The organism is Romboutsia sp. LXY-2, from assembly GCF_056171995.1.
Genome location: NZ_JBKFGI010000001.1, coordinates 320,576 through 337,679, shown reverse-complemented (window position 1 = coordinate 337,679; position 17,104 = coordinate 320,576). Strand labels below are relative to the sequence as shown.

The 17,104-nt window shown below is 29.4% G+C and carries 19 protein-coding genes; all 19 read left to right on the top strand.

The features are described 5' to 3' along the window. Positions 1-112: 112 nt before the first annotated feature. The 19 genes from ACI48P_RS01565 to saoA all read left to right on the top strand — a co-directional run bounded on the left by ACI48P_RS01565 (position 113) and on the right by saoA (position 17,103). Positions 113-1,081: a P1 family peptidase gene (locus tag ACI48P_RS01565; protein ID WP_475212757.1), complete on the top strand. Its 969-nt coding sequence runs from the start codon at positions 113-115 to the stop codon at positions 1,079-1,081. 42 nt (positions 1,082-1,123) lie between these two features. Further along, complete coding sequence (locus ACI48P_RS01560; protein WP_475212755.1) at positions 1,124-1,633, top strand: nitroreductase family protein; 510 nt, start codon at positions 1,124-1,126, stop codon at positions 1,631-1,633. Positions 1,634-1,642: 9 nt separating this feature from the next. Then, entirely contained in the window at positions 1,643-2,308 is a 666-nt protein-coding gene (locus tag ACI48P_RS01555) for a Crp/Fnr family transcriptional regulator (protein WP_475212753.1), read from the top strand. A 145-nt stretch (positions 2,309-2,453) separates the two neighbouring features. Then, the gene (gene asrA / locus ACI48P_RS01550; protein ID WP_475212751.1) at positions 2,454-3,458 is read left to right on the top strand and encodes an anaerobic sulfite reductase subunit AsrA; all 1,005 of its coding nucleotides are present in this window, start codon (positions 2,454-2,456) and stop codon (positions 3,456-3,458) included. Next, positions 3,459-4,250, top strand: coding sequence for an anaerobic sulfite reductase subunit AsrB (gene asrB, locus ACI48P_RS01545; RefSeq protein WP_475212748.1), 792 nt, complete (start codon positions 3,459-3,461; stop codon positions 4,248-4,250). A 12-nt stretch (positions 4,251-4,262) separates the two neighbouring features. Then, on the top strand, positions 4,263-5,231 hold the full coding sequence (gene asrC, locus ACI48P_RS01540; protein WP_475212746.1) for a sulfite reductase subunit C: 969 nt from the start codon (positions 4,263-4,265) through the stop codon (positions 5,229-5,231). Positions 5,232-5,254: 23 nt separating this feature from the next. Then, complete coding sequence (locus ACI48P_RS01535; protein WP_475212743.1) at positions 5,255-6,028, top strand: formate/nitrite transporter family protein; 774 nt, start codon at positions 5,255-5,257, stop codon at positions 6,026-6,028. 178 nt (positions 6,029-6,206) lie between these two features. Next, entirely contained in the window at positions 6,207-6,971 is a 765-nt protein-coding gene (fdhD, locus tag ACI48P_RS01530) for a formate dehydrogenase accessory sulfurtransferase FdhD (RefSeq protein WP_475212741.1), read from the top strand. Positions 6,972-7,097: 126 nt separating this feature from the next. Then, positions 7,098-8,303 carry a diguanylate cyclase domain-containing protein gene (locus tag ACI48P_RS01525; RefSeq protein ID WP_475212739.1) on the top strand — a complete coding sequence of 402 codons (1,206 nt, stop codon included), beginning with the start codon at positions 7,098-7,100 and terminating at the stop codon, positions 8,301-8,303. Between the two features lie 510 nt (positions 8,304-8,813). Further along, entirely contained in the window at positions 8,814-9,773 is a 960-nt protein-coding gene (locus ACI48P_RS01520) for a bile acid:sodium symporter family protein (RefSeq protein WP_475212737.1), read from the top strand. A 141-nt stretch (positions 9,774-9,914) separates the two neighbouring features. After that, positions 9,915-11,201, top strand: coding sequence for an NPN-dependent 2-hydroxyacid racemase, LarAH10 family (gene larAH10 / locus ACI48P_RS01515; protein ID WP_475212735.1), 1,287 nt, complete (start codon positions 9,915-9,917; stop codon positions 11,199-11,201). A 241-nt stretch (positions 11,202-11,442) separates the two neighbouring features. Continuing rightward, positions 11,443-11,775, top strand: coding sequence for a DsrE-related protein SaoD (gene saoD, locus ACI48P_RS01510; RefSeq protein WP_475212733.1), 333 nt, complete (start codon positions 11,443-11,445; stop codon positions 11,773-11,775). 69 nt (positions 11,776-11,844) lie between these two features. After that, entirely contained in the window at positions 11,845-12,099 is a 255-nt protein-coding gene (saoT, locus tag ACI48P_RS01505) for a thioredoxin-like (seleno)protein SaoT (RefSeq protein WP_475212731.1), read from the top strand. A gap of 9 nt (positions 12,100-12,108) precedes the next feature. Beyond that, complete coding sequence (gene saoE, locus ACI48P_RS01500) at positions 12,109-13,188, top strand: efflux transporter SaoE (protein ID WP_475212729.1); 1,080 nt, start codon at positions 12,109-12,111, stop codon at positions 13,186-13,188. After that, positions 13,175-13,636 (top strand): Cys-Cys-COOH (seleno)protein SaoC, encoded by a 462-nt coding sequence (gene saoC, locus ACI48P_RS01495; protein ID WP_475212727.1) that lies wholly within the window; start codon positions 13,175-13,177, stop codon positions 13,634-13,636. The genes saoE and saoC overlap by 14 nt, the downstream gene beginning before the upstream one ends. A gap of 39 nt (positions 13,637-13,675) precedes the next feature. Further along, positions 13,676-14,785 (top strand): ABC transporter substrate-binding subunit SaoX, encoded by a 1,110-nt coding sequence (saoX, locus tag ACI48P_RS01490; protein WP_475212725.1) that lies wholly within the window; start codon positions 13,676-13,678, stop codon positions 14,783-14,785. Further along, a complete protein-coding gene (gene saoB / locus ACI48P_RS01485) occupies positions 14,772-15,569 on the top strand; it encodes an ABC transporter substrate-binding (seleno)protein SaoB (RefSeq protein ID WP_475212723.1) in 798 nt (265 codons plus the stop codon). The genes saoX and saoB overlap by 14 nt, the downstream gene beginning before the upstream one ends. After that, positions 15,566-16,333: an ABC transporter permease subunit SaoP gene (gene saoP / locus ACI48P_RS01480; protein WP_475214116.1), complete on the top strand. Its 768-nt coding sequence runs from the start codon at positions 15,566-15,568 to the stop codon at positions 16,331-16,333. The genes saoB and saoP overlap by 4 nt, the downstream gene beginning before the upstream one ends. Beyond that, positions 16,333-17,103, top strand: coding sequence for an ABC transporter ATP-binding protein SaoA (gene saoA / locus ACI48P_RS01475; RefSeq protein ID WP_475212721.1), 771 nt, complete (start codon positions 16,333-16,335; stop codon positions 17,101-17,103). Before saoP ends, saoA begins: the two co-directional genes overlap by 1 nt. The last annotated feature ends 1 nt before the right edge of the window (position 17,104 follow it).

Sequence of the window (17,104 nt, the reverse complement as noted above, 5' to 3'; positions counted from 1 at the left end):
AAATTTAAGAAATAGAGCAAAAGTTCATAAATAATATAGAGTAGATTAAATAATAATTTATTGTAAAAAATAAATATTATTTGCATCATCAATAAGAACTAAGGAGGAAAACATGAGAGAAATACAATTTACAGATATAGAAGGAATAAAATTAGGGCATATGGAAGATGAAACAGCAGGAACCGGATGTAGTGTAATAGTTTGTGAAAAAGGTGCAACAGCAGGTGTAGACGTAAGGGGTGGCTCACCAGCAACTAGAGAAACGGATTTATTAGACCCTGTAAATATGGTAAATCAAGTACATGCAGTAGTACTATCAGGTGGAAGTGCATTTGGATTAGATTCTTGTAGTGGAGTAATGAAGTGTTTAGAAGAGAAAGGCATAGGATTTGATGTTCAAGTTACAAAGGTACCTATAGTTACGGGAGCTTGTTTATTTGATTTAGTTGTTGGAAAATTTGACGTAAGACCGGATAAAGAAATGGGATATGAAGCTTGCAAAAAAGCGTCGAATAAGGAATGTCCTAATGGAAATGTTGGAGCAGGCTGTGGAGCAGCAGTAGGAAAATACAAAGGATTAGAAGGTGCAATGAAAGGCGGTCTTGGTACATATGCTCTTCAAATCGGAGATTTACAAGTAGGAGCAATAGTTGCAGTAAATTGTTTAGGAGACGTAATAGACCCGGAAGATAACAATAAAGTATTAGCAGGATTAGTAGATAATAATAGCAATACTTTTTTAGATACAGAAAAAGAAATGATTAATAATTATTATGACAAAACTAATTTATTCTCTGGAAATACAACAATAGGAGCAATAGTTACAAATGCAAAGTTTAATAAAGCAGAAATAACAAAAATAGCTTCAATGGCACACAACGGATATGGTAGAACAATGAGACCAGCACATTCAATATATGATGGAGATACAATATTTGCATTATCAACAGGAGAAGTAGAAGCAGATCAAAGTGTAGTTGGATTACTATCAGCAAGAGTTATGGAAAGAGCAGTAGTTAATGCAGTAAAATCAGCAAAATCAGCATACGGATTAAAATCACATAGTGAAGTATGCAAATAATTAATGTAGTAAATTAGAATGTAATCATTAGGAGAATTATTTATGTTAGATATAATAAGAGACAGAAGGTCAATAAGGACTTATACAGAAGTGCAAGTAGAAGAATATAAAATAACAGAAATATTAAGGGCTGCTATGCAAGCCCCATCTTCAAAGAATAGTTGTCCATGGGAATTTGTTGTAGTTGATGATAAAGAAATTCTAGAAAAACTATCAAAAACTCATCATAGAGCTAAGCATATAAATAAAGCACCTTTATGTATAGTAGTTTTAGGAAATTCAGATAGATTTATTAAAGCTGGTAAGTGGATTCAAGACTTAGGAGCATGTACACAAAATATTTTATTAGAAGTTATAAATCAAGGACTTGCTGCTTGTTGGGTAGGAGTATTTCCAAAGTTAAAAAGAGTGGAATATGTTAGAGAAGTACTTCATTTACCACAAAATCTTGTGCCATATAATATAGTGCCTATAGGCTATAGTGATAATAAAAATGAATTTATAGATAAGTATGACTTAAATAAAATTCATAAAAATAGATATAGTAAATAAGGTGGTGCTATGTACAATATAGATATCTTAAAAGATACAAAAATTGAAACAAAAGAATATATAAAAAAGATTTCTAAAATTAAAAAACTTAGTAAAAAAGAAATTCTATTTCATGAAAGAGACATTGTTCAAAAAGTATATTTTGTAATAGAAGGAAAAGTATCAATTTTTAAGATAAATGAGAGCGGAGAGAGAAAGATAATATTTATTTTAAGACCTGGCGAAATGATAAACTACTTATTAATTGATGAGGTTAAGCCATCAGCAGCAGGATGTGAAGCATTTGAAAATGCCACTATTTTAGAATGTGAAATGGTAGAATTTATTAACTTAATGGAAAAAGACTTTAATTTATGTAAAAATGTTATCAATGCAATGCAAAATAGAAGTAGAAGATTGTACAGACAACTAAAAAATACTATATCAATTAGGTTAGATAAAAAATTAGCTGCAAAGTTATATAGATTAGGAAAAGAATTCGGTATAGATAAGGGAGAATGGACCTTATTAAATGTAAATATAACTATAACCTATCTAGCCGATATGCTAGGATGTAAGAGAGAAAGTTTATCAAGGGCAATGAAAGTTCTTCAAGATGAGGATTTAGTAAAATTAGACAATAAAAAATTTTATATAAAAAAATATGAATTAGCTGAGTATTTTAAAAGTACGTAAAATATTCTGTAATTTGACTATTAAACTGAAAGGTTGAAATTGTTAAATTACAGAATATTTTTTTGTTATTGTGATATATATCACAGACCATTCCCGAATGAGAATGTTAATATTTAATTAACAATGTTGAGGGAGGATAATTCTTATGAAAATTAAATTAGATAAAATGAGTTTTAATAAAGGATTAGAGATTTTAAAAAAAGATTATAAGATACTTGCACCAGTATTGATACCATATAAAGGTGTATTTTCAGATACAGACTTAGTGAAATATGAAGAAATAAATAGCATTGAAGAAATTGAATTTAATAAAAAATCAAATTTTTCAGCTAAAGAAACTATTCTTCCAATAACTCAAACTTTATTTTATTTCACAGAGAAAGAGTATAAAGAAAGTGACATTGATGATAAAAAATTATTAGTATTTTTAAGAGCTTGTGATTTAAATGGAGTTAGGAGAATTGATGAGATATATCTTAACAATGGAATAGAAAAAGACTATTACTATGAAAGACTTAGACAAAAAGTTAAATTTGTATTAATAGCCTGCAAAGAGAGTTTTAGAAACTGCTTTTGTGTAAGCATGGGAAGTAATAAATGTGATAGTTATGATATGGGATTAAATATAATTGATAATGATGTTTACTTAGATATAAAAGATGATGAATTGAAAGTTTTTGATGGAGTAAGTGCAAGTTTTGACTTAGATTACGTTAAAGAAAATTTAGTATCAGTACAAATACCACAAAATATAGAACCAGTAGCTATAGCTAAAGATCCAATTTGGGATGAGTATGATGAAAGATGTATAGCGTGTGGAAGATGTAATTTTGTATGTCCTACATGTACATGTTTTACAATGCAGGATATTTATTATAAAGAGAATGAAAACGTTGGCGAGAGAAGAAGAGTTTGGGCTTCATGTCAAGTAGATGGATATACAGATATGGCGGGAGGTCATTCTTTCAGAAAGAAGCAAGGAGAAAGAATGAGATTTAAAGTAATGCACAAAATACACGACTTTAATAAGAGATATGGATACCACATGTGTGTAGGATGTGGAAGATGTGATGATGCTTGTCCACAGTATATATCTTTATCAGAATGCATAGACAAAGTAAATGATTTAGTAAATAAGGAGGAAAAATAGATGAATCCATATATACCAGTAAGTGCACAAATAAGAGAAATTACAAAACATACAGAATTAGAGTGGACTTTTAGAGTAAACTGTAACACTAAAGATGTTTTACCAGGTAAGTTTTATGAAATATCAGTACCTAAGCATGGAGAAAGTCCTATATCTGTTTCTGGATATGGAGATGATTATGTTGACTTTACAATAAGAAATGTTGGTAAGGTTACTAGTGAATTATTTAATTATAAGGTAGGAGATAGCTTCTTTTTAAGAGGACCTTATGGAAATGGATTTGATGTTAGCTTATACGAAGGAAGAGAAGTTGTTGTTGTTGCTGGTGGGAGCGGATTAGCGCCAGTAAGAGGTATAGTAGAACACTTCTATAACACCCCAGAGAAATGTAAGAGCTTTAAATTAATTGTAGGATTTAGAACTCCAAATGATGTCTTATTTAGATCAGATATTGAAAGATGGAGTAAAAAGTTAGATATATTAGTTACAGTAGATAGTGCAGATGAAGATTATGATGGACCTGTAGGATTAGTAACAAAATATATACCTGAGTTAAACATAGAAAATGTTGATGATATGTCTGCTATAGTAGTAGGTCCTCCTATGATGATGAAATTTACAGTAGCAGAATTTTTAAAAAGGGATTTAGCAGAAAATAATATATGGGTTTCATATGAAAGAAAAATGTGTTGTGGAGTAGGTAAATGTGGCCACTGCAAAATGGATGATACTTATATATGTATTGATGGACCTGTATTTGATTATTCATATGCAAAAAATCTTATAGATTAGGGGGAATATAATATGATAAGAGACTTAAATACTAAAAAAGTAATGAAAAATGCTTTTAGAATAACTAAAAATAAGTATGAAACTTCACTTAGAGTTAGAATACCTGGAGGACTTGCAGACCCTGAAAGTTTAATGATAATATCAAAAATTGCTAATGAATATGGAAATGGTCAAATTCATATTACAACTAGACAAGGATTTGAGATCCTTGGAATTAGTATGGAAGATATGGATGAGGTAAATAAAATTATTCAGCCAGTAATAGAAAAAATGGAAATAAATCAGCCTGAAAAAGATAAAGGATACTCAGCTGCTGGTACTAGAAATATATCAGCGTGTATAGGAAATAAAGTTTGTCCAAAAGCTCAATATAGTACTACTGAATTTGCAAAAAGAATAGAGAAGGCAGTATTTCCTCATGATTTACACTTTAAGATTGCATTAACTGGATGTCCAAATGACTGTATAAAAGTAAGAATGCATGACTTTGGGATTATTGGTATGACTCTACCATTATATGATAAAGATAGATGTATATCTTGTGGAGCTTGCGTAAAGAAATGTAAAAAACTTTCTACAGGTGCACTAAAAATGGAAAGTTATAAAATAGTAAGAGACCATGATAAATGTATAGGCTGTGGAGAATGTACACTAAACTGTCCAACAAGTGCATGGGCAAGAGATTCTAAGAAATACTATAGACTGGCTATAATGGGTAGAAGTGGAAAGAAAAATCCTAGACTAGCAGAAGACTTTTTAGTATGGGTTGATGAAGAATCAATAACAAAAATAATATTAAATACTTATAAATATGTTGAAAAATATATAGCAAAAGATGCACCAAATAGAAAAGAGCATATAGGATATATTGTTGATAGAACTGGATTTATGGAGTTTAAAAAGTGGGCTCTTGAAGGTGTTGAGTTAGATTCTATAGTAAAGATAAATGAAAACATATATTGGAGTGGAATTAGATATTAAACTAATATTAAAGGAGAATTAATATGCATAGAGAAACATTAGATAAGTTAACTAATGCAGCGAAGAATAAAGTTAACCTTTTAAATAATAGCAAACTTAAATATTTAGTATCATCTGCATATGCAGGACTTTATGTAGGACTTGGAATATTATTAATATTTACAATTGGAGGACTTCTTACATCAGCAGGATCACCATCTACTAAAATAATGATGGGAGTTTCATTTGCAATTGCACTTAGTCTTGTAATATTTACAGGTTCAGAACTATTTACTGGAAATAATATGATAATGACCGCTGGTACTTTAAATAAAGGAGTATCATTTAAAGATACTTCAAGGATATGGATTTATAGTTATATAGGTAATCTAATAGGTTCAATACTTGTAGCAGCTTTATTTGTTGGGGCAGGTCTTGCAAAACAAGGGCCAGTAAATGAGTTTTTTGCAACTACTTCTATAGCAAAAGCATCTATACCTTTTATGGAGTTATTCTTTAGAGGTGTACTTTGTAACATATTAGTTTGTGTATCGATATTATGTTCATTCAGAACAGAAAATGATGTAGCAAAATTAATAATAATATTCATGTGTCTATTTGCATTTATAACAAGTGGATATGAGCATAGCGTTGCCAATATGACAATATTCTCTGTTGCAATATTATCACCTACAATACAAGGAGCTACTTTAGCAGGGGCAGTATATAATCTAGTAGGAGCTACTCTTGGAAATATGGTAGGTGGAGCTATATTTATGGGAGTTGGAAGTTATATATTAGGAAAAGAAAAAAAATAGCAAAATATTACCTAGAGAAAATTTTTCTCTAGGTTTTTTATTATTTATAATTATTTAAAGGGCAGCTTTTTTATTATTTATTAAACTTGATATATAAATTAATGTTTATATCAACAAAGGAAAATGTATAAAAATGTAGAAATTATTAATAAGAAAAAATATACTGGAGCAGAAGATTATGGATATAGTAAAAAAATATTATATAAGTAAATATGATAAAGAGAATATAGAAAAAGAAGTAGATACCGTAATAGTAGAATATCTATTTACAATATTTTTAGATGGCGAAGAATATATAACTTTAATATGTACGCCAGAATCTTTAGAGGAATTAGCGATAGGTTTTTTACATTCGGAAAGTATAATTGAAGGTTTAGACGATATTGAAAATATATCAATATTTGAAGAAAAAGGATATATAAATATTGATTTAAAGAGTAGAGAATTATTAAATAAAAAAGCGAATGTAAAAAGAACGATTACGTCAGGTTGTGGAAAAGGTAGCATTTATTACAATGAAATCGACAATTTAAAGCTAAATCCTTACAGTAGTAACAAGGAATTGCCTTTTGAAGCTATTTCTAAAATAATGAGTGAATTTAATAAACAATCAAAGCTCTTTAAGGATACAGGAGGGGTTCATAGTGTTGCGTTAAGTAACTTCAAAGAAATTATTTACTTTGAAGAGGACATAGGGAGACATAATGCTCTTGATAAAATAATTGGAAAATGTTTAAAGAATAAAATTGATGTAAAAGAAAAAGCAGTTTTGACTAGTGGTAGAATAACTTCAGAAATTGTATTAAAATGTGCAAAACTTAATATTAATTATATTGTTTCTAGGTCAGCACCTACAAATGTTGCAATAGATCTAGCTAATATTGTAAATATTAAAATAATAGGATTTGCAAGAGGAACAAGAATGAATATATATACATATTAACTAAGTAGTACAATAGCTGTCTTAATAAATACTTCGTGAGACGGCTTTTATTGTGTTTAAATAGAATTTTAAAATATGATATAATACAATATATGTTAAACAACAGATAAATAAGGTGGAAAGTTGATGAATAAAATATTTAAAGTAATATTTGAAAGCCTGCCTTTTCCAATGTGGGTTAGAGATTTAGAATTTAAATACATTTTTGTAAATGATAGATATACAAAAATGCTTAATAAATCAAAAGAAAAGTTATTAATGGAAGAGAGTGATGATATATATATATTACACTGTCAAGATGTATTAGACAGCTCAGAAGCTAGATTAGTTAGTGTTAATATAGATGGTATTTTAAAGCACTGTTTTATATTTCCAATAGTAAATGATAACAAGGATTTAGTAGCTATAGCAGGTATGTTTATTGAAGAAAATCCTGAAAAAGAAAAAAATTTAGCTGAGAAAATTATGGATATTTTGCCAGGGGTAATTTTTTATAAAGATATAGACAGTAAATATGTATATGCTAATAAAGATTGTAGGGATTTTTATGAGCAAAAAGGAATTGATAATATACTTGGAAAAACTGATGTAGAAATCAATGAAAATATTAAATTAGCACAAAAATTTTTAGAAGATGATAAAAAAGTCATTGAAAGTAAATCAGCTATATATAATGAGGCAGTATTTGAAGATGAAAGTGGAGAAAAACAATATAAGGAAGTAGTTAAAATACCATTAATTGATAGTGAGGGGAATGTATCTGGCATAGTTGGAAGGTCTATGGATGTAACAGATAAAAGAGTAGCCCAAGAAAAATTAAGGTATTTAAGTTATACAGATGTATTGACTGAAGTTGGTAATAGAGCTTGCTTTGAAGCTAGATTAACGGAACTTTCAAAAGAAGACTTTTTGCCACTAGGAATAATAATGGGAGATACAAATGGTTTAAAAGAAGTAAATGATTCATTTGGACACCAAGAAGGTGATAACTTGCTAAGAGAAACGGCAAATATTTTAAAATATGTTTGTAATAATATTGGTGAAGTTTTTAGAATTGGTGGAGATGAATTTGTAATATTACTTCCAAATACAAATAAGGAAAAATGTGAAGAAATAATTAAGTTAATAAATGATAAATGTGAAGCTTATGATAATGAAATATTTAATATTAGTATAGCTTTAGGAAGCTCTGTTAGAGAAAGTAAAGATAATAACATATTAAACCTTTTAAAGGAAGCAGATGATAAAGTTTATAAGCAAAAACTGTCGAATAAGAAAAGTTTAAAAAAAGGAATAGTCAATAGTAAATATAATAAAACTCTGAGTAATTAATAATTGCTTAGAGTTTTATTATGCTTAAATTTATATTAAAAAAATAATTATACATAATATATAAAAAACATAAATAAATAATATTAAAATGTTGAAAAAATAATAGTAACAAATTAAACTTATTTTTAATAAACATATAACTATAATATTTAATAAAAATTAATTATAAATTTAGGAGGATAATATGAAAAACTTAGGAAAGGATTTATGCGTACAATTTTATAGCTTTTTCTTTAGCTGGGGCTTTTATTATTTTAGCGCTGGAAAATTGTATTGCAAAACTTTATATAAATCCTTATCCTTAATGAGTTGTTTATATTATATTTAATTTTGTATTCATTCTACAAAATTGAATTATTATATATTTAGAAAAGAGCTCTATTGAGAGCTCTTTTTTTATTTTTTTGTTACAAAGACATAGGAGGGATAATATGGATAGTGACTTTGACTATTGCTTTAAAAGAACTATAAAAAGTAAAAAATTAAAACTAAAATTAAGGGGGAATTTAAATGAGAGTGATTGAAAAATTAGGGGATTTAGTATCTAAATACATGGCAGTACTTATAGTTTTGATGGCAGGATATTGTTTTATAAAGCCTGAAACTTTTAGTTGGGCAATGCCTAAGATGAGTACATTTTTAACAATGATGATGTTTGGTGTAGGGATGACAATAAGAACAGATCAATTTAAGTTAGTTTTAGAAAGACCGAAAGATGTTTTTATCGGAGCTCTAGGTCAATTTACGATAATGCCATTAGTAGCATATTTATTATCAAGTTTATTAAATTTATCACCAGAGCTTACTTTAGGGTTAATATTAGTAGGCTGTTGTCCAGGAGGTATATCTTCAAATGTTATGACTTTTATAGCAAAAGGCGATGTAGCATTGTCTGTTAGTTTAACTACAGTATCAACGCTAATTGCACCGATAGCAACTCCTATGATTACTTTAATACTGGCCAATAGTCAAATAGAAGTTGCAGCTGGTAGCATGTTTGTATCGATTATAAAAACTGTTATTTTACCAATTATTATGGCTGTAATTATAACTAAGATTCTTCCAAAGGTTAGTGAAGTTATGAATAAAATACTTCCATTGTTATCAAGTATTTTATTAATGCTACTAGTTGCAGGATCTATAAGTGGTAATATAAGTAATCTAAAATCATCAGGGCTAATAATATTTTTGGCAGTATTACTTCATCATACAATAGGTCATATTTTAGGATACTATATGGCATATAAATGTGGATGTAATAAAACTAAAAGAAGAGCAATATGCTTAGAAGTAGGCATGCAAAATTCAGGTTTAGCAAATACATTAGCTATAGCGCATTTTACACCAGTGGTTTCAGTAGCAGCGGCTATATCAGGACCGCTTCAAACTGTACTAGATGCTATACTTGCTAATTACTGGAGTAATAGAAGTGAGGATGATATTGTAATAGGGGAAATATTAGAAGTTTAGTTTATATATAATTAGTATCCCTTGAGAATTTTTAAAAACTTAAGGGATACAGTATATGATACAGAAAATTCAGAAATATATAAGTGGGAATCAAAAGATAGTGCTGTACTGAAATTAAAACTTAATTGGGGTGAAGAGAAAATGAGAAAAATAGGATTAAAATATGGTAGAGATAAGTTGTATGCTAATATAGATGAAAAACATATAATTCATACTTTAATGCCAAAAGATGCAGATTATATAAAAGATATTAAAGAGGAATTAACTAAGGTATTAAATAATCCAAATGGAAGTAAGGCATTAAAAGATATTGTTGTTCCAGGGGAAAAAATTGCAATAATAGTTAGTGATATTACTAGAGCATGGATGAAAAGTGATGAATTTGTTATTCACATTGTAAATTACTTAAGTGATTTAGGAGTGAAGGATGAGGAAATATTTATTGTAATAGCACTAGGTGGTCATAGGAAAAGTACAGAAGAAGAAATGATCGCAGTGGTAGGGGAAGAGGTTTACAAAAGGATAAAGGTATATGATCACGAGTGTGAGGATGAAAATGAGTTAGTTTACTTAGGGGAATCTAGTAGAAAAACTCCTATATATTTAAATAAGAGGGTACATGAAGCTGATAGAGTTATATTAACTGGTGGAATAGTATTTCATCTAATGGCTGGATTTGGTGGAGGTGCTAAAAGTATACTTCCTGGAGTTGTTGGTATAAAAACAATTCAAGCAAACCATAGCCTATGTTTTAATGAAGGTAAAAGTAGTGGTTTAAATTTAGAAGTTAAATCAAATAATGTAGATGGAAATCCTCTAAGAGATGATATGAATGAAGTTTGTGGTATTGTAAAACCTGACTTTTTATTTAATGTAGTATTAGATACCTCAGGGAATTTTATAAAGTTTGTTGCTGGTGATTATAAGAAAGCTTGGCTTGAAGGATGCGACTACATAAGAAGTTTGTACGGAGTACCTATCCAAAGTGAAGCAGATATAGTAATAGGATCTGCGGGAGGTTTCCCAAAAGATATAAACTTATATCAAACTGTAAAAACCGTTGATAATGGGTTATATGGAGGTAAAGAAGGAAGCGTACTTATTTTATTAAGTGAGTGTAGTGACGGTCTCGGTGCAGATGACTTTGCTGATTGGTTTAAATTTACTTCATTAGAAAATATGGAAAATGAGCTAAAAAATAAATTCACAGTTCCAGGATATATTGCTTATAAAATGGTCTATACAATACAAAATAGAAACGTAATATTGGTTTCATCTTTAGATAATGAGTTGGTAAAATCATTTAATATGGTACCATGTAAGGGTTTAGAAGAGGCAGTAAAGATTGCATATGAAATTTGTGAATGTGAAAAACCTAAAATTACCTTAATGCCTCATGGAGGAAATACACTGCCGATATCGTTATAAGTAAATCGTATAGAAAGCAACAGGATTAATATAAGAGTAATAATAGGTCTAGATATATTTTATCTAGGCCTAATTATATTACAAAAATATATGGCTAGCTATAGAAAAAAACTATATCAATTAAAAAGTAAATAGAAAATAACGATTGTACAAAGAAATGCGCCATTAGTATAATACTTAATGAAAACGATAATTTACAAAAATTAACAATTTTAGATAATAATAGCGGGGGGATAATAAAATGAAAGTAGCTTATATATTTAATAGTACTAATGTACACAAAATATTAGACAAGATGATAATACCTCAATTAGAAACTGATACACATGTAGCAGAAGTGCTTGGGATGTTTTTCTTTATGGATAATACAATGTTTTTGGCAAAAGGAAACCCAATAGGAGAAAAATTAAGTCAATTACATAAGAGCACGGGTATGATAATAATGGCATGTGATCAATGTGCTATAGAAAGAGGAATAGAAAATAATTTAGTTGAGGGAGCGACAATAGGATGTTTCCCTAACTTATATACATGCTTAGGAAGTGCGGGGATAGATCAAGTAATAACTTTATAATACATAAGCCCATATATATTGTGGGCTATTTTAGATAATAAAAAAGATGGGAGTTCAATGAAGGGGAGTATGGCAAAAATATTAGTCGAATTTATTAATACATGACCAACATGTGATGAGCATGGAAGGCTTATTAAGAGTATTTGTGAACAACACAGTGATAAAGTAGATATAAAGTTATATCAAGCAGGCAGAGATTTTTCTTATGTTAGAAAATATGGAATGATAACAAAAGGTACTATGATTATTAATCAACAAAAGAAATACGATAGGTTATCAAAAGAAAACATCGAAAAAGCTATTTTAGAAGCTATAAAAGGATAAGGTGACTTTATGGTTATTATAGATTTTATAAAAGATATTTTATTATCATCACTAAATATTTTAAATGGAGCATCTGGATGGTTGATAATTAGTTTTATTATAGCAGGACTTTTACATAATTTAATAACGCCACAAAGATTTCAACAACATTTAGGAAATAATAAGATATCATCAATATTTAAAAGTACAGTATCTGGGATGTTACTACCAATTTGTAGCTGTGGTGTAATTCCTATTGGTATTAGTATGTACTATTCTGGTGCATATTTAGGGCCGGTACTAGCATTTATGACTTCTACACCAGTAATTAATCCTATTGCAATAATATTAAGTTTAGGACTTCTTGGGCCTGGAATTACTATTATTTATGTATTATCTGGATTTATTGTACCTATGCTTGTTGGAGTTTTAGGTAATACCTTTGGTAAAGAAGAAGTATGTTTACACATAGAGAGTGATGATGTAGCGATAGAATTAGAAGAAGAGAAAAGAAGCTTTATTGAAAATATAGTTGATGGACTTAAGTGGGCATTTGGTGAGTTAGCATTGACTATTAGTAAATATGTAATAATAGGAATGGTTGTGGCTGGATTTATAACTACAGTATTTCCAACTAGTATCATACAAAAATACTTAGGAAACCCTGGAGTATTATCATTAGGAAGTATAGCTATAATTGCTTGTATTATGTATGTTTGTGCAGTTGGTCATATTCCTTTTATTGCAGCATTAGTAGCTAGTGGAGCATCTCCAGGGGTTGCGATTACTTTTTTAATAGCAGGGGCTGCTACTAATTTACCAGAGTTAATAAGTATTTATAATGTTATTGGTAAAAGAGCAGTAATCATATACTCAGCTACTTTATCAATATGTGCTTTAGTAATTGGATATGCTACAAACAAAATACTTCTAGGTTCTAGCGTAATAGTTAATTCACAAAGTTCACAAGCTTATATCTCAGTAGCTAATAAAATTATGCTTAACATACCAGATTATATGAAATATTTATGTTCTTTCATTATAATTTTATTCGCTATTAAAGCAGTATTACCAAACATTAGAAAGGTTGTTAAATATGAAGCGAAATAAATTATTTATAATATTAGCCATAATAGTATTTTTAATAGGATTGGTAATTTATTCTGGGGATAAAAGTAGAGAAGTAGATGGAATTAAGAATGTAAGCAAGGAACTATTAGCTTATTTTGAAGATAATATTGAATTTAATGAAATAGTTACTTATGCTGAGGAAGACATTAATAATGATAATAAAGCGGATCTTATTGTAATTTACAGTGATAATAGCAAAAACAATAAGATGGTTGCAATAATAAATGATAAAGAAATGTATATTACAGAACCTGTAGCAGCGCCTAGAGAAAACGTGGTAATAACATTTAAAGATATTGACAGCAAAGATGAAATGGAAGTTATGGTATCTGGATCGAAAAATGGAAGCGTAGGTTATGCAATATTTAGATTAGAAGAAGGAAAATTAGTAGATTTATTTGGTGAGGGAATGGAAGCTTGTTGTTAACAAGTTACATATAGAAACAATATAATAGGGGGATTTAATATGAAATTTTCAAAAAAGCTAAAATCATTAATTTTAATTGGAACAATGAGTGTTAGTGTATTAACAGGCTGTAGTAGTTCATCTAATGATGATAAGAAAGATACAGCATCTAATGATTACACAATTAAATTAGGTTATTACAAGTGTGATCATATGACTGCTGGACCAGTTGCTGTTGAAGCAGGAATATATGATGATTTAGGTTTAAAGGTAGAAGCAGTAGGAAATGGTAAAGTTCCTGAAGCTATGGCTGCAGGACAAATGGATGCAGGATATATTGGTACAAAAGGATTAGTAGGTGCTATACCTAAAGGATCTCCAATAATAGTTGCAGCAAATAACCATAGAGGCGGTTCTGAATATTTAGTAGTAGCTAATGATATTGAAAAGCCTGAAGATTTATTAGGACAACCAATTGCATCAGATCCAGATGGAGACTTATTATGGACGACTGATTATGGCCCACAAACAGGATTACCAGTTGATTCATCAAAATACCAAGTAGTAAATATGGATTCAAGTAAAGATGCATATTTAGCTTTTAAAACAGGGCAAATTAAAGCATTTTCAGCATGTGACCCATGGGGATCTATTGCAGAATATGAAGGTACTGGAAAAATTATAGCAAGTACTAAATATAAAGAAGAAGCTACAGGTAAAGAATATAACTGTTGCTCATTCTCATTAAATACTAAGTTTATAGAGGAACATAAAGATTTAGCAGAAAAAATGGTACTAGCTCATACTAAAGCAATAGAGTACATATACACTAATCCAGTTCAGGCGGCTCAAATATTTGCAAAAGCATATGACGTTGAGGAAGAAGTTGCACTTATGACTATTTATAAAAAGACTGTAGGAGAAGGAAGAACTCTTACATGGAAAATAACTGGAGAAGAATATAAAAATAACTTAGCTATGTATAAAGAATATAAAGCTTTTGAAAATGTACCTTCTTATGAAGAGGTTGTTAATGATGAATTATTAAAATCTTGTGGTGCTAATGATTTTGATACATTTATAAAAGATAAGGTAGACAGTGTATTCCCTATAGGAATGAGCTATGAAGATTGGAAAGCAAAGGCAATGGAGATAGATGGACAAAATTAAAAACATACTTATTAGTACTTTTATTGTAATTGGCGTAATCGGATTATTATTCACAAATTTTGAAGAAAACAAAACAATAGAAGAAAAAATAAGAGTAGGGGTATCTGATGATACCTCTGGTTTTGTCATAAACTATATGAAGAACAAAGAATATTTAAGTAGTGCAGAAGTAGAAACACTATTAGAACCATATGCAATTAATGATTGCTGAGCTAGTACTATGCAGTGGGCTCTGAGTTCAGAGGAAATAGATATGGCAATAATATGTAAAGAGGCAGCAAAAAAATTTATTCAATATGATGATAATTTTGAAATAGTATGTCCTGTAGTAAAAAATTCAGATGTATTTATTCTCAAAAATGAAAATCCTGAAAGTATAGGTATAACACAAAATAGAAATTATCAAATAGATTTAGTTAATAAATATTACAAAAAATCAAAACCCATACCACTAATAAATAGTGCACTAATATATGCTCTTGAAAATAATAATGTTGAAGGCGTATTAGTAGATGCAATAAGAGCATTGAATTTAGAGGGTGAAAAATATTCAACTACTGAAAATGGAGATTATGATACATATGTAATAGTAGTTAACAAAAGTTTTAAGGATACAAGTTTATATGAAAAATTCGTAGATTTATATAATGAAAGCGTAAAAGAAATAAGCAATAACAAAATATTGAAAAAAGAGTTAGAAAGATACACAGATAAAAAGCTAACAAATAGAGATATGGGGGATATAGAAAAGTGGAAGTTGGAGTTTCTTCAAATAAAACAATAAAAAAGCCAAAGACTAGTTCCATGGACTTTATCTATAGAATAATATTGTTGGTAGGAATATTAGGCTTATGGCAGGTTAGTGCAGTAAAGATAGGGAGTTCTTTATTACTACCTTTACCGATGGATGTATTTAAAGGATTTATTACATGTATTACAGACCCTGAAATAGTTAAGAACGTGTTTATTACTTTACAAAGGGTATTAAAAGGATTTAGTTATGCTTTAATATTTGGATTGCCTATTGGTTTAACAATGGGATTTTCTAATAAATTCGAGAAGATATTTTCTCCAGTAGTAGATTCAGCTAGACAAGTGCCTATCATGGCATGGGTGCCATTGACAATAGTATGGTTTGGTATAGGAGATGGACCAACAATATTTCTTATTGCATTTGCTGGTGTTTTCCCTATTATACTAAACACAATTCAAGGTGTAAGGTCTATATCTAAGGACTATTATAATGCAGCTAGAAGTATGGGAGCTTCTCCATTTGTAATTTTCACAAATGTAATGTTACCAGCAGCACTACCAGATATATTAACTGGGGCAAGATTAGCAATTAGTACAGGTTGGATGTCAGTTATATGAGCGGAGTTTATAGCAACGAGTGCCGGTCTCGGTTACTCCATGGTTAGAGCTCAGAGTATGATGCAAACTGAGTTACTTATTGGTCTTATGATATTTGCAGCAATTATAGGATTCATGATAGATAGAGTATTAAAATTTGTAAACAAAAGTCTATGTAAATGGAGGTTTGATGCATAATGAAGTTAAAAATTAACAATATTAACAAAACCTTTATTAACAATAAAATAGAGCAAAAAGTATTAGAAAATATAAATATTGATATAAATGAGGGCGAATTTGTCTCTTTATTAGGTCCATCTGGGTGCGGTAAAACTACATTATTAACAATAATAGGTGGATTTCAAAATGCTGATGAGGGACAGGTATTAATAAACAATAATCAAGTTAGTAAGCCTGGTGTTGATAGAGCCTTTGTGTTTCAAAATTATGCATTATTTCCGTGGAAAACAGTAAGAGAAAATGTTTTATTTCCAATGAAGCAACAAAAGGTAGGCAAGGAAGAAAGAGAAAGAAGACTAGAAGAATTATTAAAGATGTCTGATTTAAAAGGAAAAGAGAAGATGTATCCACATCAACTATCCGGTGGTATGAAGCAAAGGGTTGCAGTAATTAGAGCTCTTGCTTGTAATCCAGAGGTGTTACTAATGGATGAACCATTAGGGGCAGTTGACTTTAAAATGAGGCAAAATTTACAAGAACAATTAGAAAATATATGGATGAAAAATAAAATAACAGCCATTATGGTTACTCATGATGTAGATGAAGCAGTATATATGAGCGATAGAGTTATTGTCATGTCTAGAGACAAGGGTAAAATATTAGAAGATATGACTATAAATTTAGAAAGACCTAGAAATAGAGTAGATGAAGAGTATGAAGCTTATAAGAATAAGCTAACTAGAATTTTATCAGAGTGTTATGATAGCATGGAGTTATGTGACGTATAGG